Here is a 21836-nt window from a genome sequence, read left to right as displayed (position 1 = left end):
TGCTCGTGGGGGGACCTGAGCGACGATGAGGGCCGAGGGCGCGGGCGCGGGGTGTACCGGTCCCCACCTCGTTGGAAGGCAAGTGGAGGAGAGCGCGATGGCAGGACTGCGGCAAGAGGTCGACCCGGCCGAGGTGGGGCTGGATCCGAAGGCGCTGGACCGCCTCGACCGGCACTTCGCGTCCGTCGTCGGCGAGGGGCGGTTGCCCGGGTTCCTGGTGTCGGTCGCGCGGGGCGGCCGGGTCGCCCATCTCACCGCGCACGGTGAGCGGGACATCGCGGCCGGGCTGCCCGTGGAGCCGGACACATTGTGGCGGATCTACTCCATGACCAAGCCGGTGACCGCGGTCGCCGTGCTGATGCTGGTCGAGGAGGGCAAGCTGTCGCTGGACGATCCGGTCGCCCGCCATCTGCCCGCGTTCGCCGACGCGCGCGTGTACGTCGGTGGCGCGGGCGACGACGTACGTACCCGGCCCGTCGAACAGCCCATCCTGATCCGGCACTTGCTGAGCCACACCGCCGGGCTGACCTTCGCCTTCTACCACTCCCACCCGGTCGACGCGCTGTATCGCGCGGCCCATCTGGAGTCCTCCGTGCCGCCCGGCGCGGATCTCGCCCGGACCATCGATGTGTACGCGAGTCTGCCGTTGCAGTTCGAGCCGGGGACCCAGTGGAACTACTCCGTGGCCAGCAATGTGCTCGGCCGGGTCATCGAGGTGGTGTCGGGCCGTCCCCTCGACGCCTACTTCGCCGAGCGTCTCTTCGGCCCGCTCGGCATGCCGGACGCCGGATTCGAGGTCGCGCCCGAAAACCTGGGACGGCTCTCGGAGTTGTACGGCGAGCGGGAGGACGGCCGGGGCATCGAGCGGATCGCCGGGCTGCCGCTGAAAGGGCGGCCGCGCTTTCTCTCCGGCAGCGGCGGCATGGTCGCGGGAGCCCACGACATCCACCGGTTCATGGAGTTGCTCCGCCGCGGCGGGGAACTGGACGGCGTACGGCTGCTGTCGCCCGCGACCGTCGCCCTGATGACCGCCAACCACCTCCCCGGCGGCGCCGATCTGCGCTCCTTCGGCAGCCGCCCGGCGCACGACGAACCCGGCAACGAGGGCGTCGGCTTCGGCCTGGGTGTCTCCGTGGTGATCGACCCGGCCCGCACCAAGGCCCCCGCCGGGCTCGGGACGTACGGCTGGACCGGTGTGGCCACCACGACGTTCTTCGTGGACCCGGTCCGCGATCTGACCGTGCAGTTCTACAGCCAGGTCCGCCCGCGCACCTCGCACACGATCTTCCCGGACCTGAAGCGGCTGGTGCATGAGGCGGTGGTCGTCGGCTGACTGTCTTCCGGACAGATGACGCCCACTGGTTCCGGCTTCGGTCCGTCAGGACCAGTGGGCCACGGCGTCCAGGTGGGGCAGATGGTGATCCAGCCGCTCCCGCTTGGTGCGCAGATAGGTGATGTTGCTCTCGGACGGCGGGATGAGCAGCGGGACCTGTTCGGCGACCTGGACGCCGTGGCGCACCAGCGCCTCCCGCTTGCGCGGGTTGTTGGACAGCAACCGTACCGAGCGCACACCGAGGTCGCGCAGGATCTCGGCGGCCACCCCGTAGTCGCGGGCGTCGACGGGCAGACCGAGGGCCAGATTGGCCTCCACCGTGTCCAGGCCCTCCGCCTGGAGCGCCATCGCGCGCAGCTTGGCGAGCAGTCCGATGCCCCGGCCCTCATGGCCTCTGAGGTAGACGACGACGCCGCTGCCCGCGGCGACGACCGCCCGTAGCGCGGCGGCCAGTTGATCGCCGCATTCGCAGTGCTGCGAGCCGAAGGCGTCGCCGGTCAGGCACTCGGAGTGCAGCCGGGTGAGGATGTCGCCACTGCCGAGGCCGCCGAGATCGCCATGCACCAGGGCCACTTGTTCGTCGCCGCGGTCGTGGTCGAGATAGCCGATCGCCTGGAATTTTCCGTGCACCGTGGGCAGGGGTGCATTCACTATCCGTTCCACGCCGGTGCGCTTCGGTGACTTCGGTGTCATAGATGGCTTGGGTGCCTTCGGTGACTTCGGTGACTTCGGGCCGAGTATGCCGAGGTTTTCTGTCATGATCTGGTTCCTAAGCAGAGACGAAGGGCCGGGACGACAGTTCGGGGAATGGGGATAGGGGTGGGGATGGTGAATGATGCGTGATGCGGGTATAGGGCGGGCGGGCTACGGTCCGTTGCCGGCGGACACCACTGACGATGTCCGGGGCCGTGGTGCGGCGTTGCCGTCACAGGTCGCGGTGCTGCCGGTCGGGAGTTTCGAGCAGCACGGCCGGTATCTTCCGCTGGCGACCGACACGCTCGTCGCCTGTGCCGTGGCCCGGGAACTCGCCGCCGCCTACCCGGTGCACCTCCTTCCTCCGGTGACGATCTCCTGCTCGCACGAGCACGCCGCCTGGCCGGGGACCGTCAGCATCTCCGCCGTCACCCTGCACGCGGTGATCAGGGACATCGCCGACTCACTGCGACGCTCCGGGGTCGGCGCCCTGGTCGTCGTGAACGGTCACGGGGGGAACTATGTCCTGGGCCATGTGGTTCAGGAAGCCTCCGCGCGCGGTGAGCGGATGGCGTTGTACCCGGCCGTGGAGGACTGGGAGGCGGCCCGGGAGCGGGCGGGGGTGGAAACCTCGCTGCTCACCGATATGCATGCGGGGGAAATTGAGACCTCCGTCCTGCTGCACACTCATCCGGAACTGGTCCGGCCCGGTTATGAGACCGCCGATTTCATCCAGGACGACCGGCGGCGCCTGCTTACTCTCGGCATGTCCGGCTATACCGATTCCGGCGTCATCGGCCGTCCTTCCCTGGGATCGGCGGAAAAGGGAAAGGAACTGCTGGCAAGCCTCACGGATTCCTTCGGTGCGTGCTTTTCGCTGCTGACGGACGATGCTTCTTCGGCGTAGGCCGGGGTCTTCTCGCGCAGGGCCGTCCAGCCCCGGGCGGCGAGGACGAGGGCGCCGGGCAGGCTCGCGGCGAAGCTGAGCACTCCGTAGACGACGGCCGTGGTCAGACCGCTGCCCGCGCCGAGTCCGGCCGCCGAGAAGGCCCAGGCGGTGACGCCCTCGCGCGGGCCCCAGCCGGCGACGTTCAGGGGGACGCTCATCGCGAGCAGGGCGAGGATCGCGAGCGGCAGCAGTGTGCGGACCGGGGCGGAGACTCCGGCGACCCGGGCCGCGACGACGAACAGTGCGAGGTGACCGGCCAGCACGAGCAGGGACCAGCCGATGACGCCGGGTGCGTTGCGCCGGGACAGCAGGGCCTCGCGGGCTTCGGCGAGCAGGGTGCGGCGGGGGCGGTCCGGGCGGGGGCGGTTCATCCGTATGGCGGTGGCCACCGCCAGGGTGCCCGCGGTGGCGGTCAGGAGGAGCAGGGTGAGGTGGCGGGTCTGGTGCTGGACGGGTGACGGGAGGGTCAGGAGTACGGCCGTCCCGGCGCCGGCGAGGACCAGTTGACCGGCGGTGCGCTCCAGGACGACGGCGCGGATGCCGCGGCCCAGGTCGCCCTCGCCGCGGCCGTGGCGGACGGCGCGGTCGACGTCTCCGAGGACTCCGCCGGGGAGTGCGGCGTTGAGGAACAGGGCGCGGTAGTAGTCGGCGACGGCCGGGGCCAGGGGGAGACGGAGGCGCAGGCCCCTTGCGACCAGTTGCCAGCGTCGGGCGCTGAGGACGGTGGTGAACAGGCCGATCGCCAGGGCGGTGGTGAGGGCCTGGGCGTCGATGCGGCGCAGGCCGTCCAGGAAAGCGCCGGTGCCCAGGCGCCACGCTAGTAGGGCGAGGATTGTGGTGCCGGCTGCTGTGCCGAGGTGGGTTTTGAGGGTTGTGTGTCGGGTGCGGGTGGGGTGTGGCTGGTCGCGCAGTTCCCCGCGCCCCTTTGGCTGCGTTGCCGGTGCCCGCGTCATGAGGTGCCGTCTGTGGGGCGGGGGAGGGCCAGGAGGTCGGTGTGGTGGATGGTTGCTCGGAGTTGGCCTGCTGTCAGGGTCGTCAGCCGGGCGGCCAGGTAGTTCTCCGCTCGTCTCGTCAGCTCCGGGCGTTGTTCCACCGCCGCCGCCACCCAGCCCCGTAGCCACTGGGCCGTCAAGGCTGCCTGCTGCGGGCCGAGTTGCCAGGGGCTGGGGCGGATGTGGACCGTCGCGCCTCGCTCGGAGAACGCCTCGCACGCCGTGGTGATGGCATCGGGGCCGAGCAGGCCGGTGCGGCGCTGGTGGGCGTTGAAGGCGGTGGTGATCTCGGCGTCCAGGGGGTCCGCGGGGGTGAGGTCGACGCGGCCCGCGACGGAGAGCGTGAGCAGGGCCGGGCAGCCCGCGCCGGTACACGCGGCGGCGAGGGCCTCGATCTCGCCGGGAGTCAGGACGTCCAGCAGCGCCGACGCGGTCACCAGTGACGCACCCGCCAGGGCGTCCGGGGTCAGCCGGGCCACGTCACCGCGCCGGGTCTCGACCGTGACCCTGCTGCCGTCGGCGGCCGAGCGCGGGGCGCCCGCGGCGGCGAAGTGCAGGAGGTAGGGGTCACGGTCGTGCAGGATCCAGTGCTGGGCACCGTCCAGCCGGGGCGCCAGCCAGCGGCCCATCGAACCGGTGCCACAGCCCAGGTCGTGCACGACGAGGCCGTCCGCCCGGCTCGGCGGATCCGCCAGCCGGACCCGCAGGGGGTCCAGCAACTCGGCCGACCGTGCTCGGGCGTCGACGGGTTCCCGCAGCTCCAGCCATTCGGGGGCGTAGCGCGGGGCGGTGTGGGGGTGGGGGGCGGATTCGGGGTGGGGGGTGCGGGTGGGGGTGGCGTCAGGAGCGGGGGCGGTAGTGGGGCCGGAGTCGCGCAGCCGGACGGTGGGGCGCTCGCCGGTGTTGGCGCCCGGGAGGGGAGCGTGGGTGGAGGGCCTGCCTTGGAGGGGGGCGCTCTCGTCGGAATCGGTCGTCGGCTCAGCGCGCTCCCCGGACCCCTCTGAAGGCGTGCCGCTCGCGCGGGATCTGCCCGGGAGGGCGGCGTTGACGGGGTTCCCGCCCCGCAGCTCGCCGCCGGCAGGGGCCCCACCCGGCTGGGCAGTGGCGCCGCCGGACCCGGCCTCCCGCGCCGCGCTCGCCGAAGTACCCGCCGTGCTCGGGTCGTTCATGCCGCCCTCCGGGGTTCGGTCGGTAGTCGGGTCAGTACGGCGGCCAGGGACTTGGCGGTGGAGGCCCAGCCGGTGAGGGCGGTTCGGCGGGCTCGGGCCGCGGACCTGAGGCGGCGGCGGACGTCCGCCTCGCCGAACCAGCCGCGCAGTGCGGCGGCGAGGGCGGCCGGGTCCCCTGGCGGGACGAGGATGCCGGGGACGCCGCCGTCGGGCGCCCGGCCGACCGCCTCCGGGAGGCCGCCGACGTCCGTGGCCAGCACCGGGACGCCGCGCGCGAGAGCCTCCGTGACGGCCATGCCGTACGTCTCGGCGTACGAGGTGAGGACCATCAGGTCGGCCGTGGCGTAGCTGGCGTCCAGGGCGGCGCCGGTCCGGGGGCCGGGCAGCTCGACGCGGTCGGTCAGGCCGTGCCCGTCGATCTGGGCGCGGAGCCGGTCGACGTACCCGGGGTCCTGGGTCAGCGCGCCCACGCAAACGCAGCTCCAGGGCAGGTCGGCGACCCGGGCCAGGGCCTCCACCAGGCGGTGCTGGCCCTTGCGGGGCGTCACAGCGGCCACGCACAGCAGCCGGGAGACGCCGTCGGTGCCGTAGGCGAGGGGGGCGATGTCGGCGCCCGGGGTGGCGACATGGACCCGGTCGGGGGCCAGGCCGTGGTGGGAGACCAGGCGGCGGGCGGCCCAGCCGCTGGTGGCGATCACCGCGGGGACTCCCCGCAGCACAGCGCGTTCGCGGGCGTCGAGTTCCTCGGCCGCCTCGGGGCTGAGGCCCTTCTCGTCGCCCAGCGGGAGATGGACCAGGACGGCGAGGCACAGCCGGTCGGTCTCGGGGAGCACCACCTCGGGGACCCCGCAGGCCACCAGACCGTCCAGCAGCACGACCGCGCCGTCCGGGAGGTCCGCCAGGACGCGGGCGAGCTGGGCGCGCGCCTCCGGTGCCGGGCGCGGCCAGCCGCCGTCCACCAGGTGCTTGTGCACCTGCCAGCCGAAGCCGGGCAGGTCGAGGCAGATCCGGCGGTCGTAGGCGTTGCCGCCGCTCGGGGTCGCCGGGTCGTCGACACCGCCCGGCAGGACGAAGTGCACGGAGCGCAGGGACATGGGGATGATCTCGCCGTTCTGCGGGGCCGCCTGTGCGGGGACGTAGGTCAGACGCGGGGCGGGGGCCTTCACGTCGGCCGCCGCCTCGGCTGACTCGGTCACGCCGGTCACCCCGGCCGCCTCATTCACCCCGCTTACCCCGGTCACCTCGGCCGCCTTATTCACCCCGCTCACTCCGCTCACCTCGGCCGCCTCATTCACCCCGGTCACCCCGGCCGCGTCGGTCACGACGGTCAAGTCCGCCACGTCCGCCACGTCCATCACGTCCGTCACAGCGCACGCTCATAACTCGCCCAGGCGACATGCGATTCGTGCAGCGTGACGGCGATACCGGTCAGGCCCCGCGCCCCCTCGCCGAGCGCGCCCTTGTGGACCCGCTCCGCGAGCCGGTCGGCGATGACCTTCGCGAGGAACTCCGTGGAGGTGTTGACGCCCGCGAAGTCGGGTTCGCTGTCGAGGTTGCGGTAGTTCAGCTCGCCGACGACGGCGCCGAGTTCCCGGGCCGCCAGGCCCATGTCGACGACGATGTTGTCGTCGTCCAACTGCTCGCGCCGGAAGGTGGCGTCCACCAGGAACGTCGCCCCGTGCAGACGCTGCGCCGGGCCGAACACCTCGCCGTGGAAGCTGTGGGCGATCATGATGTGATCGCGGACGGTGACACTGAACAACGGGCGACCCTCCAGGTGCGGGACACGGATACCGGGTAATACGGCCGTCCGGCGTGCCCCGTTCACCGCCGGGCGGGTCATCTCAGGTCAGGACGGTCCGCCATCGGGGTAGCGCACCCGGTGGCACAGTGCCGGGATCGCGCCCGACGCCAACTCCGGCATGACCGCAGGAAGTTCGGCGAAAGCACACTCACCGGTGATGAGTTCATCCAACGCCGGATCGGCGAGAAGGTCCAGGGCGAGGGCGAGCCGGTCGGCGTAACCGCGGCCGGGGCGGGCCGCCGGGGAGACGGTGCCGACCTGGCTGCCGCGGACGACCAGGCGGCGGGAGTGGAACGCCTCGCCGAGCGGCAGAGCGACGCGCCGGTCCCCGTACCAGCTCAGTTCCAGGACCGTGCCCTCGGGGGCGAGGAGTTCCAGGGCCCGGGTCAGACCGCGCTCGGTGGCGCTGGCGTGCACGACGAGATCGCGGTCGCCCAGGGCGTCCTCGGGCGCCGCGAAGTCCACGCCGAGCGCCGCGGCGACCCGCGCCCGCGCCGGGTCGGTGTCCACCAACTGCACGCGCACGCCGGGGAACCGAGCCAGCAGCGCGGCCACCGAACAGCCGACCATGCCGCCGCCGACCACCGCGATCCGGTCGCCGACCAGGGGTGCCGCGTCCCACAGCGCGTTCACGGCGGTCTCCACGGTCCCGGCGAGCACGGCCCGCCCGGCGGGCACCGACTCCGGTACCAGGGTCACGGCGGTGGCGGGGACGACGTACCGCGTCTGATGCGGGTAGAGGCAGAAGACCGTACGGCCGACCAGGGTGTCCGGGCCCTCCTCGACCGTGCCGACGTTGAGGTAGCCGTACTTCACCGGGGCCGGGAAGTCGCCCTCCTGGAAGGGCGCGCGCATGGCGGTGTGCTGGCTGCCGGGCACCTGGCCCCGGAAGACGAGGGTCTCGGTGCCACGGCTGACGCCGGACCACAGGGTGCGGACGACGACCTCCCCGGCCTGCGGTTCCGGCAGTGTGACCGGCCGGATCTCACCCTCACCCGGACGGCTCAACCAGAACGCGTGTGCGGAGCGGTTCATCCACATCCTCCTGAACGATCGGGAAGCTGTTCACGTACCGAGGTGTGCACAGGCCGCGCACAGTACGCGGCGACGAAGGACTCTGTCACACGGCCGGAGGATGCGCGGTGGCCCTGAACAACACCTGTGGAGCGAGGCCGGTTCTCCAGGAACCCGCCGTGGGCGCGGGGGCGCAGATCCTGCTGCTGGCCCTGGTCGGCACGGCGATCGGCATGGGACCGGCGGGCTGGCTGAGCGGTCTGGGCTTCGCGCTCGCCCTGTGGGCGGTGCTCTCCGTCGCGCTGCGCCGCTCCCGGCTGAGCCGCTTCGGCCCCGCCAACCGGGTCACCCTCGGCCGCGCCACCCTGGTCGGCGCGGTGACCGCCCTGGTCGCGGACTCCTTCCGGTCCGCGCCGCCCGTCTCCCTGCTGGTCGGCCTGACGGCGGTCGCGCTGATCCTGGACGGCGTGGACGGCAAGGTCGCCCGGCGCACGGGTACGTCGTCCGCGCTGGGCGCCCGCTTCGACATGGAGGTCGACGCGTTCCTGATCCTGGTCCTGAGCGTGTATGTCTCGATGTCGCTGGGACCGTGGGTGCTGCTGATCGGCGCCATGCGGTACGGCTTCGTCGCCGCCGCCCGGCTGTGGCCCTGGCTCAACGCCCCGCTGCCGCCGAGCACGGCCCGCAAGACGGTGGCCGCGCTGCAAGGAGTCCTGCTGCTGGTGGCGGGCGCGGGCCTGCTGCCCCGCGCGGCGACCACGGGGGTCGTCGCGCTGGCACTGGCCCTGCTGGTGTGGTCGTTCGGGCGGGATGTGGGGTGGCTGTGGCGGGGGTCGCGGGCGACGGCGGGGGTCCGGGTGACCGTACGGGGATGGGTACGGGGATGGGTACGGGCCTCGGCCTGGCGGTCGCGGGCGCTGGACCCGCTGGACCCGCTGGAGGCGCAGGCGAAGCCGCCCGCCGCGATCGACCCGCAGCGGCTGCTGGAGCCTGTGGCTGGCTGACGCAATCGCACGTCGGTGGGTGGGCTGGTGGACGCGGTGACGCCCCCTCACGCCCGCCGCGGCAGCACCACCACGGCCACCACCGGTACCGCCATCACCACCGGTACCACCGCCACCGGCGGCGGTACCGCTCGTCGCGACCGCCCACGCACCGCCCACGTCATCCGGCGTCGCCGCCCGGGTGTCGCTGAGGCCGGACGTTCGGGCCGCCCGGCCTCCCCTGTGCGTCAGCCCCCTACCGCCGGGGCGTTGAGGTCAGGCGGCCTCGGCCGCGCGGCCCCGGTGGGCGCGGACGATGTCCGCGTAGCGGTGCCCGGAACCCTTGATGGTGCGCTTCTGGGTGTCGTAGTCGACGTGGACGAGACCGAAGCGCTTGTCGTAGCCGTACGCCCATTCGAAATTGTCCAGCAGGGACCAGGCGAAGTACCCGGCGAGCGGGGCGCCCTTGCGGGCGGCGGAGGCGCAGGCGGCGAGGTGCTGGACGAGGTAGTCCTGGCGCTCGGGGTCCTCGACGGTGCCGTCGGGGCGGACGACGTCCGGGTAGGACGAGCCGTTCTCGGTGACGTACAGCTTGCGGACGCCGTAGTCCTCGGTGAGGCGCAGCAGCAGGGTCTCGATGCCGGTGGCGTCGACCTCCCAGTCCATGCCGGTGCGCGGGACGAGCGGGCGGCGGATGGTGTCGACGTGCGGGACGGGGGCCGCGGGGTCGTCGGCGACGGTCTGCGGGAAGTAGTAGTTCAGGCCGAGCCAGTCCAGGGGTGCGGCGATGGTCTCCAGGTCGCCGGGCCGCTCGGGGAGTTCGACGCCGTACAGCGCGCGCATGTCCTCGGGGAAGCCGCGGCCGTGCACCGGGTCGAGCCACCAGCGGTTGGTGTGGCCGTCCATGCGGCGGGCGGCGGCGAGGTCCTCGGGGCGGTCGGAGGCGGGGTGCACGGTGGAGAGGTTGTTGACGATGCCGACCTGGGCGCCGGGGACGGCCGCGCGGATGGCCCGGGCGGCGAGGCCGTGGCCGAGGAGCAGATGGTAGGAGGCGCGGACGGCGGCGGTGAGGTCGGTCCAGCCGGGGGCCATCTTGCCTTCGAGGTGACCGATCCAGGCGGAGCACAGGGGCTCGTTGAGGGTGGTCCAGTGGGTGACCCGGTCGGCGAGCCGGTCGGCGACGACGGAGGCGTACGAGGCGAAGTGCTCGGCGGTGTCGCGTTCGGGCCAGCCGCCGCGGTCCTGGAGCGCCTGCGGCAGGTCCCAGTGGTAGAGGGTGACGGACGGGGTGATCCCGGCGTCCAGCAGGCCGTCGATCAGCTTGTCGTAGAAGTCGAGACCCCGGGCGTTGACCGGGCCGTCGCCGCCGGGCAGCACGCGGGGCCAGGCGATGGACAGCCGGTAGGCGTTGGTGCCGAGCCGGCGCATCAGGCCGATGTCCTCGCGCCAGCGGTGGTAGTGGTCGGCGGCGACATCGCCGTGGTCGTCGTTGTCGATCTTCCCGGGGGTGTGCGAGAAGGTGTCCCAGATCGACGGCCCCCTGCCGTCCTGCGCCACGGCCCCCTCGATCTGGTACGCCGAGGTGGCCGTGCCCCACAGGAAGTCGTGCGGGAGGGCGGCGAGGTCGATGCGGTCGAAACGTTCGGACACGGAAGTCCTTTCGGTGTGTTCGGGGACGCCGGTCACTTGACGGCCCCCGCCGTCAGACCGGTGACGAGAAAGCGCTGGAGCAGCAGGAATCCGGCGACCACGGGCAGGCTCACGACCAGTGACGCGGCCATGATCTGGTTCCAGTAGACGTCGTTGAGGGTGGAGTAGCCCTGGAGGCCGACGGCGAGGGTGCGGGTGGTGTCGTTGGTCATGACCGAGGCGAACAGCACCTCTCCCCAGGCGGTCATGAAGGCGTAGACGGCGACCGCGACGATGCCGGGGACGGCCGCCGGGACGACGACCCGGAACAGCGCGCCGAGCGGGCCGCAGCCGTCGACCAGCGCCGCCTCGTCCAGATCGCGCGGCACCGAGTCGAAGTACCCGATGAGCATCCAGATCGAGAACGGCAGCGAGAAGGTGAGATACGTCAGGATCAGCCCGCCGCGCGAGCCGAACAGGGCGATACCGGTGGCGTTGCCGATGTTGACGTAGATCAGGAACAGCGGGAGCAGGAAGAGGATCCCGGGGAGCATCTGGGTGGAGAGCACGGTGACCGTGAAGACACGTCGGCCGCGGAAGCGGTAGCGGCTGACGGCGTAGGCGGCGAACACCGCGATGACCACCGAGCACACGGTCGCCGCGCCCGCCACGATGAGCGAGTTCAGGAAGTACTTGGCGAGCGGGACGGTGGACCAGATGTCGATGTACGGGCGGATGGTCAGGCCGCTGGGCAGCCAGCGGAACTGGCCGGTGACATCGGCGAGCGGCTTCAGGGAGCTGGAGACCATCACGTAGACGGGTACCAGGACGAAGCCGGTGAGCAGGGTGAGGAAGACCCGCCGGGACCAGAGGAAGGACCGGGGCGGGGCCATCGGGGAGCGGGCGGTGCGTGTCGCGCGGTTCTTGGAAAGGGGCTGGGGGGGCTGGACGCTAGACATCTGCGGTCCTCCGTCCGCGCGAGGTGAGCCACAGGTAGCCGCCGGTCACCAGCAGCAGGAAGAGCAGCAGCAGGACGGACATGGCGGAGCCGGTGCCGAAGTTCCAGGTGACGAACGACGCCTGGTAGATGTGGACGGAGATGAGGTCGGCGGCCTCGGGCGCGGCCTTGCCGAACATCACGTACGGCGTGTTGAAGTCGTTGAACGTCCACAGGAACAGCACCAGGACCAGGACCTGGTTGACCGGCCGCAGCGAGGGCAGGGTGATCCGGCGCAGTTGCTGCCACATCCCGGCGCCGTCGAGGGCTGCGGCCTCGTACAGCTCCCTCGGGATGTTCTGGAGTCCGGCCATCACGATGAGGAAGGCGAACGGCCAGCCCTTCCACACCGACACGATCAGCAGGGCGTAGAAGCTGTTGTCGCCGATCAGCCAGAAGGAGGGCTGGTCGGTGATGCCGAGCTGGTCGTGCAGGACATGGTTCACCAGGCCGTTGTCGTGCTGGAACATGAACACCCAGGTGATGACGGCGGCGTACACGGGCAGCGCGTACGGCACCAGGAACAGGGCGCGCAGCAGGCCCCGGCCGCGGAAGGTGTCCTGCATGTAGATCGCGGCGGCGGTGCCGATCAGCCAGCACAGGCCGACCGAGAGCACGGTGAAGAGGCAGGTGGTGAGGAAGGAGCGGAGCAGGGCCTCGCCGACGGGGGCGTCGAAGTCCACCGACAGCCGGTAGTTGTCGAAGGCGGACCAGGGGGCCGTGCCCCAGTCGCGGATGTAGAACTGGGTGAGTTCCTTGAAACTCATCGTGATGCCGATGACCATCGGCACCAGATGCACGAGGAGTTCGAACAGCACGGCGGGCAGGAGCAGCAGATACGGCAGGGAGACGCGCCGGAGCCGCCCGGAGCGGCGCGGGCGGCGCGCCGGGCCGGGCGGGGTCTTGCGGACCGCCGGTTCGCCGGTCCCGGCGGAGGCAGTGGTGGTGGTCACGGTGCGGGCACTCACTGCGTCGGCATCTGCTGCTGGGCCTTCTCCAGCGCCGCCCTCACCGAGTCCTCGGTCACCGGACGGCCGCCGGCGGCGTCCGCGAACAGCTCCTTGATGGCGGTGCCGACGGCGGTCTCGAACTGGGACTCGTCGGGCACCTGCGGGGCGGCGATGGCGCTGCCGGCCAGGGTGTCCTTGAGGACCGCGTTGGCGGGGGTGTTGAAGGCTGCGTCCTCCTGCGCGCCCTTGACGGGCGGGATGGAGGTGTACGCCTCGTTGAGGATCTTCTGCTCGGCGTCGCTGGTCATGAACTTCACGAACTCGGTGGCGCCGTCGAGGTTGTCGCTGTTCTTGAACACGGCCAGATTGATGCCCATGACCATGGAGTTGACGCCGGTGCCGGTACCGGGGGCGCCGGACTGCACCGGCACCGGCGCGATGCCATAGTCCTCCTCGCTCATGCCCTGCGAGGTGAGATTGGCGGACGCGGACTGCCACAGCAGCATCGCGGACTTGCCCTTGGCGAAGTCACTGATCGACTGGTTCTGGGCGTATTCGGCGTTGCCGGGGGCGACGATCTTGTCGGTGGCCATCAGATCGACGAACTGCTTGACCCCGGTGACGGCGCTGTCGGAGGTGAAGTCGGGCTTGCCGTCGGCGGTGAAGAACTCGGCGCCGTGCTGTTTGGCGAAGACGACGGCGTGGTGGATGTTCTCGGAGGGGTTGGCGCCCTCGATGGCCAGGCCCCACTGGTCGTCCCCGGTGAGCTGCTTGCCGTCGGCGATCAGCTCGTCCCAGGTGGTGGGCGGCTCCGTGATGCCCGCGTCCTCGAACATCTGCTTGTTGTAGTAGAGGGCGTAGGCCATGGAGTACAGGGGGACGGCGGCCGGGTCCTGGCCCGCGGCGCCGGTCGAGCCGAGCGCGGAGTCGACGAAGCGGTCCTTGCCGCCGATCTTGTCCAGGTTCGCCTGGTCCCAGGGCAGCAGTGCGCCGGTCGCTTGCAGCGAGGCGCTCCAGGTGTTGCCGATGTTCAGGACGTCGGGGCCCTGGCCGGAGGTGGTGGCGGTGAGGATCCGGTTGAGCAGGTCCGACCAGGGGACGACCTCCAGCTCCACCTTGATGCCGGTCTGCTCCTCGAACTTGTCCAGCTCCGGCTGGAGCACCTCCTTGTCGATCTCGACGCTGGCACCTTGGTTCGATGCCCAGTAGGTGAGGGTCTTCGGTGAGTCGTTCGACCCACCGCCGTCGGCGGACGACCCGCCTCCGCAGGCCGAGGCGGCCAGGGCGAGTGACATGGTGACGGCGCCTATGGCCGCGGCTCGGATTCTGCGCATGAAACGGGTGTCCCTTCAGGGAGGCCATCATGGCTTAATTTAGGACGTGAGTTAAACCTGTGGAGGCGAGCGCGTCAAGGGATCGGACGGGGGTGTGGGGGGTTCGCTTTGTGGGGGGTTCGCTTGTCGAAGCGTGCGCCGTCTGTCCCCTGTGCGGGCGGGATCCGTCTGACGGTGCTCGGTTGTCTGGACGGAGCCGTCATCGGGGAGGATCAACCGCCGGACAGGCCCCCGGGTAACCGGCGGATCGACGGATCTACGGATCGATGGATCGACGGGTCTACGGGTCTACGGGTCTACGGACACAGGCGTACGACGGCAAGCAAACCTGCGCTACACCTGACACCGGGAACGGGAACGGGAACGGGAGCGGGAGCGGGAACGGGGAACGGGGAACGGGGAACGGGGAACGACCACAGCGGTACGGTCACGCACGGTCGGCTCCCCTCAAGTCTTGGCGTCAGAATCCGCGCCGCCCTGCCGTGGGCGGCGTGCGTCGGCACGGCGAGTGCGGGGAACGAGGCCCGGTCAGGGCACGGGGTGTCCCCTCCCCCGCCTCAATCCCCTCCCCCACCTCGATCCCCGCTCCCACCTCGATCCCCTCCAACCCCGCGGCCCCCTCCATCCCCTCCTACACCCCCGCCTCGTAGAACCGCCTCCGCACCCCCCGCAGCCACGCCTCCACCACCCGCTCGTCCGGCTCCTCCGGGAGCACGCTGCGGGCTCCCTCGAACGCCTCCTGGAACTCATGCAGCAGCGGGCGCGCGGCCTCGGGGTCGGCGGCGACCCGCTCGCCGAAGCCGCGGAACGACTCGGGGTCGTCGAGCCGGATCGTCAGCCGCCCGGTGCGATACAGCTCGTACCCCTGGTGGCAGAGCCGTTTGAGGTGGCGGGCGTGTTTCGCGGTGCGCCTGCGGGTGTCGGCGGAGAACGAGCCGTCGGCGCGCTGCTCCAGCCGACGGAACTGCTGGGTGGCGTAACCGAGGTAGGCGTCCCGGACGCGCGGGGCGCTCAGGAAGGACAAACGGATGTCGATCAGCTCGTCCCCCAGCTCGGTACGCACCTCGTACAACTCGTCCGGCAGCCATACGAGTTCCAGCACCGTCGGATTGCCGCCGAGGGCGAGCCGGCACCACTTGGCGGCCTCGTGGAGGGTGCGGTCGGGGTCCGTGGTGACGTGGGACTCCTTGGGCGGGCGCAGGCCGTGCAGTTCCTCGGTGGGGGCGGCGAAGAGGCCGAGGCGGTCGACGTCGGAGTCCTGGTGGGCGAGGCCGTAGGCGGTGGATCCGACGATGCCGGAGAGCAGGACATTGCCCACGGTCGCCGCCTCCGGGGTGGCGGCGGTGTTCGAGTCTGTCGCGGTCACGGGTTCCCCCTCGTACCGTTTCGTGCCGAGCGCACCACCCGTTCCGGGCGGCGAACGTCATGATGCCCGTCCGGTACGCCGAACGGCCTCCCGTTTTCCCCACCCGCTCGGTCGTCCCCCAACCCGCGCGGTCATGGACGGCACGCCTCCTGCCGAGTATGGCCATAGGTACGACCGCGGCCCGACAGGAGCACACCGTGCACTCCGAGCACTCCGAGCAGCCCAGGCAGACCGGGCGGACCCTCACCACCCGATGCTGTGTCGTCGGTGGTGGCCCCGCCGGCATGATGGCGGGCCTGCTCCTCGCCCGGCAGGGCGTGGATGTCATCGTCCTGGAGAAGCACGGCGACTTCCTGCGCGACTTCCGCGGGGACACCGTGCACCCCTCGACCCTCCAGATCCTCGACGAACTCGGGATGATCGACGAGTTCCTGCGGATCAAGCACAGCAAAGTCACCTCCGTCTCCCTGGAGACACCCGCCGGTGCCGTCCAACTCGCCGATTTCTCCGCCCTGCGCGGCCCCTACCCGTACATCGCGTTCATGCCGCAGTGGGACGTCCTGGACTTCCTCGCCGCCAAGGCCCGGCGCCTGCCCGCCTTCCGGCTGATCCAGCCGGCCGAGGTGACCGGGGTGATCCGGGAGAACGGCTCGGTGCGCGGGGTGCGCGCCGAGACCCCCGACGGTCCCCTGGAGATCCGTACCGACCTGGTGCTGGCCGCCGACGGACGGCACTCGACCGTCCGCCGCGCGGTGGCGCTGCCGCTGGCGGTGAGCAAGGCCCCCATGGACGTGCTGTGGTTCCGGCTGACCCGGGAGCCCGGCGAGACCACCAGCTTCGTGCGCACCGGCCCCGGCCATCTGCTCATCACCATCGACCGCGACACGTACTGGCAGGTGGCGTACGTCATCCCGGCGGGCGCCTACGACGCCGTACGCGCCGAGGGTCTGGCCCGGCTGCGCGAGCGGATCACCGCCGTACGCGGCGGGTTCGCGGCCCGGCTGGAGCGCGAGATCACCGACTGGGACGACGTGAAGCTGCTCAGCGTGCGGGTCGACCGGCTGCGCACCTGGTACCGGCCCGGTCTGCTGTGCATCGGGGACGCCGCGCACGCGATGTCCCCGGCGGGCGGGGTGGGCATCAACCTCGCCGTGCAGGACGCGGTCGCCGCCGCCCGGATGCTCGGGCCGGTCCTCGGGGCCGGGCGGGCACCGACGCGGCGCGAGCTGGCCGCCGTCCAGCGACGCCGGGCCCTGCCGGCACGGGCGGTGCAACTGGTCCAGGTCCGGCTGATGACCGACATGTATCCCAAGGACTCCAAGGACTCCAAGGACTTGGCGACGTACGGCAAACTGCCGCTGGTCGTACGGCTCGTCCGGCGCTTTCCGTTCCTGAGCGGCTGGACGGCACGGTTCATCGGGGTGGGCCTGCGGCCGGAGCACGTGGCCTGAGCCTGGGGGCAGGGACCCGCTCCCCCACATCCCCGCGCCCGGCCATGCCCCCGCGCGGGCCGCCGCGCCCCGCTCACGTCTCCCGCTCTGGCGTGTACTGCCCCTCCTCCAGCCCGAACGTCCAGGCGACCCCCTCCTTGGCGGTCCGCATCCGCGGCGGCACGCGCAGCCAGTACGTGCGGTGGGTGCCGTCGGGTTCCGGCGTGGAGTTGAGCACCTCGACCATCACCAGCGGCTCGTCCCCGTCCAGCTCGATGCGCCACAGCACCCCCGCCTCGTCCCGCTGCACGGGCTCGGCCCCGGACTCCTCCAGATAGCGTTCGTAGCCGTAGTGCTCCAGCATCACGCGGCGCAGCTCGGCGTTCTCCTCCTCGCGGATGCGCCGCGGGGTCAGCCCGGAGAGCCCGTCGAGGAACTCCGCCGGCACCGGCATCCCGCGCCACGCGTACAGGGCGAACCCGTCGGGGAAGGCGAGCGCCGGTCCGTCCCCGCGGTCGAGCCGGCCAGCCTCGTCCCGGTGCAGCTCCACCGGCCGCTCACAGACGATGGCGGTCCTCTCGTACGGCCACCACCAGCCCGCCGCGCGGGCGACGGCCGCGATCCCCGCCAGCGTCCCGATTCCCTGCTCGGTGCCGTCTTCGATGGCGTCCTCGATGGCGTCCCCGACGGCGTCCTCGGTACAGTCCTGGCCGTCGAAGGCCGCCAGCCAGGCCGCGTCGTGCTGGCCCAGCACCGCGTCCAGCAGGGTGAGCCGGACCGCCTGCTCGTCCTCCGGCGCCGCGGCCACCGCCCCGACCACGCCCGTCCGGATGCGCTCGGCCAGCATCGCCGTACCGTCCCACAGCACGGCGCCGGTCAGGGCCCAGTGCGCGGCCCAGTCCGCCGGTCCGAGCCGGTCGAAAACCTGCTGCCGCGCGGCGGCCCACGGCCGGGTGCGCACCGCGTCGCGGACACTGCCGCCCGCCGTACCGTCGGCCGTCAGCCGGGCCGCCGTCCGTACGCCCTCGCACGGTGAGCCCACCCAGACGATGTCCGCGGGCTCGGCCAGCCCCGCCAGCCGGTACGCCAGGCGCACCCCGTCCTCGGCCGCCGCGCGGTCCGCCGGACCGGTCGCCGCCGCCACCTCACGCCAAGCGGCGGTCACATCCATCGCCCCGACCGCCACCACGTCCGTCGCCACATCGTCCGTCGCCACGTCGTCCGTCGCCACGTCGTCCGTCAGCACGGTTCCCGTCATCGCCGCTTCCACCTGTGCCGTCCCTATCCCCACACCGATCCCCATCCCCGTACCGATCCCCGTCTCCATGCCCGTCCCCGTTGTCACCGCCGCACTCCCCGTCGCCACCGCCGCACTCCCCCTCGTAACCGCCACTCCCCGTCGGCTCAGTCCGCCACGACACGGACCGCGCCCGGCGCGTACTCGCGCTGCCGGATCACCCGGTACCACCCCTTGGGCAGCGGTATCGCCGCGTGCTCCTCGTGCACCACCCGGCCGCCGTCCGGGAGATGGAGGTAGGAGGAGCCGAACGGGCCCGCCTCGCGGACCAGCGTCCCCGGTCCCAGCACGGCGTGCGCATGGCCGGTGACCTCGCCGAGCGCCAGCATGAGCCGCCCCCGGCCGTCCCTAGGCTGCTGCGGCAGCCGGCCGGTGCCCGGCGGCACGGCCGCCTCCTCGACGGGCACGATCAGGACGTCACCCTGCCGGTACATGCGTGTCTCCCTTCGCCGTCGGCACAGCGCCGACCCGATGTCCACGACGGTACGGGGAGGGTCTGACAATCACCCCCGGCCCGGCTCTCGCACCGGCTCCGGACCGGCTCCCGTCGGGCCCGGTACCCGGAGTGTCAGTGGGGGTTGGTAGAAATCTCGCGACCACCCGAAGTGTCAGGTCCCAGGAGGCCAGCACCATGTCCTATGTCGAGCATCTGCGGGAACTGCACGGCCTGCCCGTCTTCGACTTCGCCGACCACAAGGCGGAGCAGGAGCTGCCGGAGGCGGGTGCCGTGGCCTGGCGGCTGGCCGAGGACCCCTACGGGGACTCCTCGGACGAGGAGTTCGGCGACCTCTGGGACCGCTTCCTGGATACGGTGGACTGCGCGGGCGTCCGGGCGATCGTGGTGGGCCCGTGGGGCGAGGTGTACGACCACGACTCCAGCGACGTCGTCCGGCGGCTGGTGAGCGCGCACGACCGGCTGACCGGGCTGCGGGCGGTGTTCCTCGGCGATCTGGTGATGGAGGAGGCGGAGATCTCCTGGATCGAGCAGTCCGATGTCACGCCGGTCCTGGCCGCGTATCCACTGCTGGAGGAGTTCGGGGTGCGCGGCGGCACCAGGCTGAGCTTCCCCGCGGTGCGCCACCGCTCCCTGCGCACCCTGTGCTTCGAGGCCGGTGGCCTGCCCGGCGAGGTCGTGCGCGGCGTCGTCGCCAGCGAACTCCCCGCGCTGGAGCACCTCGACATCTGGCTCGGGGTGGCGGAGTACGGCGGTGACACGACCGTGGCCGATCTGGCGCCGCTGCTGGCCGGGGGCCGCTTCCCTGCGCTGAGCCATCTGGGCCTGTGCAACAGCGAGATCGAGGACGAGATCGCCGCCGCCGTCGCCGGGTCCCCGCTCGTCGCCCAGCTGTCCTCTCTCGCCCTGTCCCTCGGCATGCTCACCGACGAGGGGGCGACGGCCCTGCTCGACGGCCAGCCGCTCACCCACCTCACCACTCTCGACCTGCGCCACAACTACGTCACCGATGAGGTGGCCAAGCGGATACAGGCGGCGCTGGAGCCGCACGGCGTCGAGGTCGACCTGTCCGAACCGGGCCAGGAATGGGAGGACGACGGTGAGGTCCACCGCTTCACCATCGTGGCGGAATGAGGACGTCATGACCTTCACGCACCACTTCGACACCTGCCCGGAGTGGCCGGTGGTCAGCCTGTCCGGGCCGGACGCGCGCGAGCTGCCGGCCGCGGGCGAGGTCATCTGGCGCCTGGACTGCGCCGGGGAAACGCCCTTCACCGACGTATGGCGGGCCTTCACGGACCAGGTGGCCACCGAGGAGGTCCGGGCCCTGGTCATCGGGCCCTGGTGGCACGAGGAGTACAGCGACCTGCGTCCCGCCCTGGACCTGATCCTCGCCGACGCGGACCGCTTCCCGGCGCTGCGCGCCCTGTTCCTCGCCGATGTGTCCAGCGAGGAGTGCGAGATCTCCTGGCTCCGGCTCACCGACATCACGCCGGTCCTGGAGCGCTTCCCGCTGCTGGAGGAACTGGGCGTGCGCGGCGGCGACTCACAAGGGCTCGGCGAGGAGTCGCTGTTGCTACGTCCCGTCCGCCATGAGGCGCTGCGCGTCCTGCGGTTCGAGTCGGGCGGCCTGCCCGCACCGGTGGTCCGCGCGGTCGGCGCCTGCGAACTGCCCGCGCTGGAACGGCTGGAGCTGTGGCTCGGCGAGTCCCACTACGGCGGTGACACGACCGTGGCCGACCTGGCGCCGCTGCTCGCCGGGGGCCGCTTCCCGGCGCTGCGCCATCTGGGCCTCCAGGACAGCGAGGTACAGGACGAGATCGCGGCGGCGGTCGCGGCGGCGCCGGTGGTGGCCCAGCTGGAGTCGCTGAGCCTGTCCATGGGCACCCTCGGCGACACCGGGGCGGACGCGCTGCTGCGCGGCCAGCCGCTGACCCACCTCAAGCGGCTGGACCTCCATCACCACTTCCTGAGCAGGCCCATGGCCGACCGGATCCGCGCGGCACTGGCCGCCGCCGGGACCGAGGTGGACCTCTCGGACGGCCAGACCCGGCACCGCGAGCGAAGCCCGGAGAGGCGCTATGTCGCAGTCTCCGAGTGACCTGGTCCCGCGGCGGGGCGACACACCGCTGGGGCTGAGCGACACGCCGCCACCGCTGCGCGACACACCACCAGCGCTACGCGGCACGTCACCACCGCTATGCGACACGCCGACGCCCGCGACCGGCGTGTCGCCATCCACCAGCACCCCGCCCCCCGACACCCCCCTCCGCCTCACCGTCATAGGCAACCCCGAGAACCGGCGCACGACGCTCTTCGTGGACGCCGCCCGACACGCCGGGCACGCGGCCCCCCGCGTGCTGGCGTGGCGGGACCTGCTGACCGGTGCCCGGTACGACTTCGCGCCGGGCGAGTTCGTACGCGTCGACTCGCCCGGTGAGAACGCCGAGGTGGACCGCCTGCTGCGCGGCACCGACGATCCCGCGCGGGTCGAGGGGACGGCCCGGTGGCACCGCCGTTTCACCGCGGCCCTGCGGGAGGTGACGGGCGAGGCGCACCGCGCGGGCGCGGTCACGTCCGCCGATCCGGAGGAGGTCGCCGTCCTGTTCGACAAGCGGCGCTGTCACGCCCGGCTCGACGCGGCGGGCGTCCCGGTCCCCCAGGCACTGACGGGTCCGGTCGACGGCTGGGCGGGGCTGCGGGAGCAGTTGCGGGCGGCCGGGATCTCCCGGGCGTTCGTGAAGCCCGCGCACGGTTCATCGGCCTCCGGGGTCATGGCCCTGTCGGTGGCGGGCCCCGGCCGCGTCAAGGCGACGACCTCCGTGGAGAGGACCCCCGACGGCCGCCTCTACAACTCCCTGCGGGTACGCGACTACACGTCGGAGGCCGAGGTCGCCGCGCTCGTCGACGCCCTCGCCCCGGACGGCCTGCATGTCGAACGCTGGCTGCCCAAGGCGGCCCAGGGCGGCCGGGCCGCCGATCTGCGGGTGGTCGTGGTCGCGGGCCGGGCCACACACGCCGTCGTACGGACCAGTCGGCACCCGATGACGAATCTGCACCTGGGCGGCGCCCGCGGCGACCTGGAGGCCGCCAAGGAGGCGATCCGCGCGGCGGGGGCCGACTTCACCGCCGTCCTCGACCTCGCCGAGCAGGCCGCCGTGTGCTTCCCGAACACCCTCTGCGTCGGTGTGGACATCCTGCCCGCCACCGGCTGGCGCCGCTTCGCCGTCGGCGAGGTGAACGCCTTCGGGGACCTGCTGCCCCGGCTGACCGGCCTGCCCGGCAGCGGCGCCGAGGGCCTGGACACCTACGCCGCGCAGCTGGCCGCGGCACCGGCGGCTGTACGACGCGCGCGGGTCGCCGCCGCCCGGCCGCCACACCCGAAGGAGCACCACCGTGACCCCAGCCCCTGACCAGAATGGCGCCGCCACCAGCACCGCCG

The 21836-nt window shown here is 72.1% G+C and carries 19 protein-coding genes and 1 pseudogene; 7 read left to right on the top strand and 13 right to left on the bottom strand.

All coding sequences use genetic code 11. The features are described 5' to 3' along the window. Window positions 1-97: 97 nt before the first annotated feature. Entirely contained in the window at window positions 98-1333 is a 1236-nt protein-coding gene (locus tag ACFRFC_RS06850; protein ID WP_382686808.1) for a serine hydrolase domain-containing protein, read from the top strand. Window positions 1334-1378: 45 nt separating this feature from the next. Here the strand turns inward: ACFRFC_RS06850 and ribA are convergent, their stop codons facing one another. Then, window positions 1379-2092 carry a GTP cyclohydrolase II gene (gene ribA, locus ACFRFC_RS06845; protein ID WP_382686811.1) on the bottom strand — a complete coding sequence of 238 codons (714 nt, stop codon included), beginning with the start codon at window positions 2090-2092 and terminating at the stop codon, window positions 1379-1381. 73 nt (window positions 2093-2165) lie between these two features. Between ribA and ACFRFC_RS06840 the strand changes: the two are divergent. Further along, window positions 2166-2828, top strand: a pseudogene (locus ACFRFC_RS06840) (creatininase family protein); the annotation flags it as partial. Here ACFRFC_RS06840 and ACFRFC_RS06835 read toward each other — a convergent pair. The 5 genes from ACFRFC_RS06835 to ACFRFC_RS06815 form a co-directional block, all read right to left on the bottom strand. Next, window positions 2801-3928: a lysylphosphatidylglycerol synthase transmembrane domain-containing protein gene (locus ACFRFC_RS06835; protein WP_382686813.1), complete on the bottom strand. Its 1128-nt coding sequence runs from the start codon at window positions 3926-3928 to the stop codon at window positions 2801-2803. The pseudogene ACFRFC_RS06840 and the gene ACFRFC_RS06835 sit on opposite strands and share 28 nt — an antisense overlap. Beyond that, window positions 3925-5136, bottom strand: coding sequence for a trans-aconitate methyltransferase (locus ACFRFC_RS06830; protein WP_382686816.1), 1212 nt, complete (start codon window positions 5134-5136; stop codon window positions 3925-3927). The genes ACFRFC_RS06835 and ACFRFC_RS06830 overlap by 4 nt, the downstream gene beginning before the upstream one ends. Further along, the gene (locus tag ACFRFC_RS06825; RefSeq protein WP_382687014.1) at window positions 5133-6341 is read right to left on the bottom strand and encodes a glycosyltransferase family 4 protein; all 1209 of its coding nucleotides are present in this window, start codon (window positions 6339-6341) and stop codon (window positions 5133-5135) included. Before ACFRFC_RS06825 ends, ACFRFC_RS06830 begins: the two co-directional genes overlap by 4 nt. 158 nt (window positions 6342-6499) lie before the next feature. Then, a complete protein-coding gene (locus tag ACFRFC_RS06820) occupies window positions 6500-6898 on the bottom strand; it encodes a 6-pyruvoyl tetrahydropterin synthase family protein (RefSeq protein WP_382686819.1) in 399 nt (132 codons plus the stop codon). An 87-nt stretch (window positions 6899-6985) separates the two neighbouring features. Continuing rightward, window positions 6986-7975 (bottom strand): zinc-binding alcohol dehydrogenase, encoded by a 990-nt coding sequence (locus ACFRFC_RS06815; RefSeq protein ID WP_382686821.1) that lies wholly within the window; start codon window positions 7973-7975, stop codon window positions 6986-6988. 107 nt (window positions 7976-8082) lie between these two features. On the opposite strand from ACFRFC_RS06815, the gene ACFRFC_RS06810 reads away from it, so the two are divergent. Beyond that, on the top strand, window positions 8083-8958 hold the full coding sequence (locus tag ACFRFC_RS06810) for a CDP-alcohol phosphatidyltransferase family protein (protein WP_382686824.1): 876 nt from the start codon (window positions 8083-8085) through the stop codon (window positions 8956-8958). Window positions 8959-9213: 255 nt separating this feature from the next. Here ACFRFC_RS06810 and ACFRFC_RS06805 read toward each other — a convergent pair whose 3' ends face one another. From ACFRFC_RS06805 to ACFRFC_RS06785, 5 genes are all read right to left on the bottom strand, one after another. After that, on the bottom strand, window positions 9214-10623 hold the full coding sequence (locus ACFRFC_RS06805; protein WP_382686827.1) for a GH1 family beta-glucosidase: 1410 nt from the start codon (window positions 10621-10623) through the stop codon (window positions 9214-9216). Next, window positions 10620-11459: a carbohydrate ABC transporter permease gene (locus ACFRFC_RS06800; RefSeq protein ID WP_382687017.1), complete on the bottom strand. Its 840-nt coding sequence runs from the start codon at window positions 11457-11459 to the stop codon at window positions 10620-10622. Before ACFRFC_RS06800 ends, ACFRFC_RS06805 begins: the two co-directional genes overlap by 4 nt. A gap of 58 nt (window positions 11460-11517) precedes the next feature. Continuing rightward, window positions 11518-12516 (bottom strand): carbohydrate ABC transporter permease, encoded by a 999-nt coding sequence (locus ACFRFC_RS06795; RefSeq protein ID WP_382686829.1) that lies wholly within the window; start codon window positions 12514-12516, stop codon window positions 11518-11520. An 11-nt stretch (window positions 12517-12527) separates the two neighbouring features. Continuing rightward, window positions 12528-13847: an ABC transporter substrate-binding protein gene (locus tag ACFRFC_RS06790; RefSeq protein WP_382686831.1), complete on the bottom strand. Its 1320-nt coding sequence runs from the start codon at window positions 13845-13847 to the stop codon at window positions 12528-12530. Window positions 13848-14478: 631 nt separating this feature from the next. Further along, window positions 14479-15213, bottom strand: coding sequence for a DNA polymerase beta superfamily protein (locus ACFRFC_RS06785; protein WP_382686834.1), 735 nt, complete (start codon window positions 15211-15213; stop codon window positions 14479-14481). Window positions 15214-15371: 158 nt separating this feature from the next. Here ACFRFC_RS06785 and ACFRFC_RS06780 point away from each other — a divergent pair, with 158 nt between their 5' ends. Then, a complete protein-coding gene (locus tag ACFRFC_RS06780; RefSeq protein ID WP_382686837.1) occupies window positions 15372-16664 on the top strand; it encodes an FAD-dependent oxidoreductase in 1293 nt (430 codons plus the stop codon). A gap of 73 nt (window positions 16665-16737) precedes the next feature. Here the strand turns inward: ACFRFC_RS06780 and ACFRFC_RS06775 are convergent, their stop codons facing one another. Next, window positions 16738-17814 carry a DUF6745 domain-containing protein gene (locus tag ACFRFC_RS06775; protein ID WP_382687019.1) on the bottom strand — a complete coding sequence of 359 codons (1077 nt, stop codon included), beginning with the start codon at window positions 17812-17814 and terminating at the stop codon, window positions 16738-16740. A gap of 233 nt (window positions 17815-18047) precedes the next feature. Further along, entirely contained in the window at window positions 18048-18374 is a 327-nt protein-coding gene (locus tag ACFRFC_RS06770) for a hypothetical protein (protein ID WP_382686839.1), read from the bottom strand. Between the two features lie 197 nt (window positions 18375-18571). Here ACFRFC_RS06770 and ACFRFC_RS06765 point away from each other — a divergent pair, with 197 nt between their 5' ends. The 3 genes from ACFRFC_RS06765 (at window position 18572) to ACFRFC_RS06755 (ending at window position 21807) form a co-directional block, all read left to right on the top strand. Then, window positions 18572-19528: an STM4015 family protein gene (locus tag ACFRFC_RS06765; protein WP_382686842.1), complete on the top strand. Its 957-nt coding sequence runs from the start codon at window positions 18572-18574 to the stop codon at window positions 19526-19528. A gap of 7 nt (window positions 19529-19535) precedes the next feature. Beyond that, on the top strand, window positions 19536-20495 hold the full coding sequence (locus ACFRFC_RS06760; RefSeq protein WP_382686845.1) for an STM4015 family protein: 960 nt from the start codon (window positions 19536-19538) through the stop codon (window positions 20493-20495). Window positions 20496-20622: 127 nt separating this feature from the next. Beyond that, window positions 20623-21807, top strand: a complete 1185-nt coding sequence (locus tag ACFRFC_RS06755) for an STM4014 family protein (protein ID WP_382686848.1) — start codon at window positions 20623-20625, stop codon at window positions 21805-21807. Window positions 21808-21836: the final 29 nt, after the last annotated feature.

The sequence above is a fragment of the Streptomyces sp. NPDC056734 genome (genome assembly GCF_042790455.1).
GTDB lineage: Bacteria > Actinomycetota > Actinomycetes > Streptomycetales > Streptomycetaceae > Streptomyces.
This window is presented reverse-complemented; position numbering and strand designations above follow the sequence as displayed.

Bases quoted from the DNA above. Each gene is read 5' to 3' on its own strand.
- ACFRFC_RS06850 (WP_382686808.1), top strand. From the start codon at position 98: ATGGCAGGACTGCGGCAAGAGGTCGACCCGGCCGAGGTGGGGCTGGAT.
- ribA (WP_382686811.1), bottom strand. From the start codon at position 2,092: ATGACAGAAAACCTCGGCATACTCGGCCCGAAGTCACCGAAGTCACCG.
- ACFRFC_RS06835 (WP_382686813.1), bottom strand. From the start codon at position 3,928: ATGACGCGGGCACCGGCAACGCAGCCAAAGGGGCGCGGGGAACTGCGC.
- ACFRFC_RS06830 (WP_382686816.1), bottom strand. From the start codon at position 5,136: ATGAACGACCCGAGCACGGCGGGTACTTCGGCGAGCGCGGCGCGGGAG.
- ACFRFC_RS06815 (WP_382686821.1), bottom strand. From the start codon at position 7,975: ATGAACCGCTCCGCACACGCGTTCTGGTTGAGCCGTCCGGGTGAGGGT.
- ACFRFC_RS06800 (WP_382687017.1), bottom strand. From the start codon at position 11,459: ATGGCCCCGCCCCGGTCCTTCCTCTGGTCCCGGCGGGTCTTCCTCACC.
- ACFRFC_RS06790 (WP_382686831.1), bottom strand. From the start codon at position 13,847: ATGCGCAGAATCCGAGCCGCGGCCATAGGCGCCGTCACCATGTCACTC.
- ACFRFC_RS06780 (WP_382686837.1), top strand. From the start codon at position 15,372: ATGGCCATAGGTACGACCGCGGCCCGACAGGAGCACACCGTGCACTCC.
- ACFRFC_RS06775 (WP_382687019.1), bottom strand. From the start codon at position 17,814: ATGGATGTGACCGCCGCTTGGCGTGAGGTGGCGGCGGCGACCGGTCCG.
- ACFRFC_RS06770 (WP_382686839.1), bottom strand. From the start codon at position 18,374: ATGTACCGGCAGGGTGACGTCCTGATCGTGCCCGTCGAGGAGGCGGCC.
- ACFRFC_RS06765 (WP_382686842.1), top strand. From the start codon at position 18,572: ATGTCCTATGTCGAGCATCTGCGGGAACTGCACGGCCTGCCCGTCTTC.
- ACFRFC_RS06760 (WP_382686845.1), top strand. From the start codon at position 19,536: ATGACCTTCACGCACCACTTCGACACCTGCCCGGAGTGGCCGGTGGTC.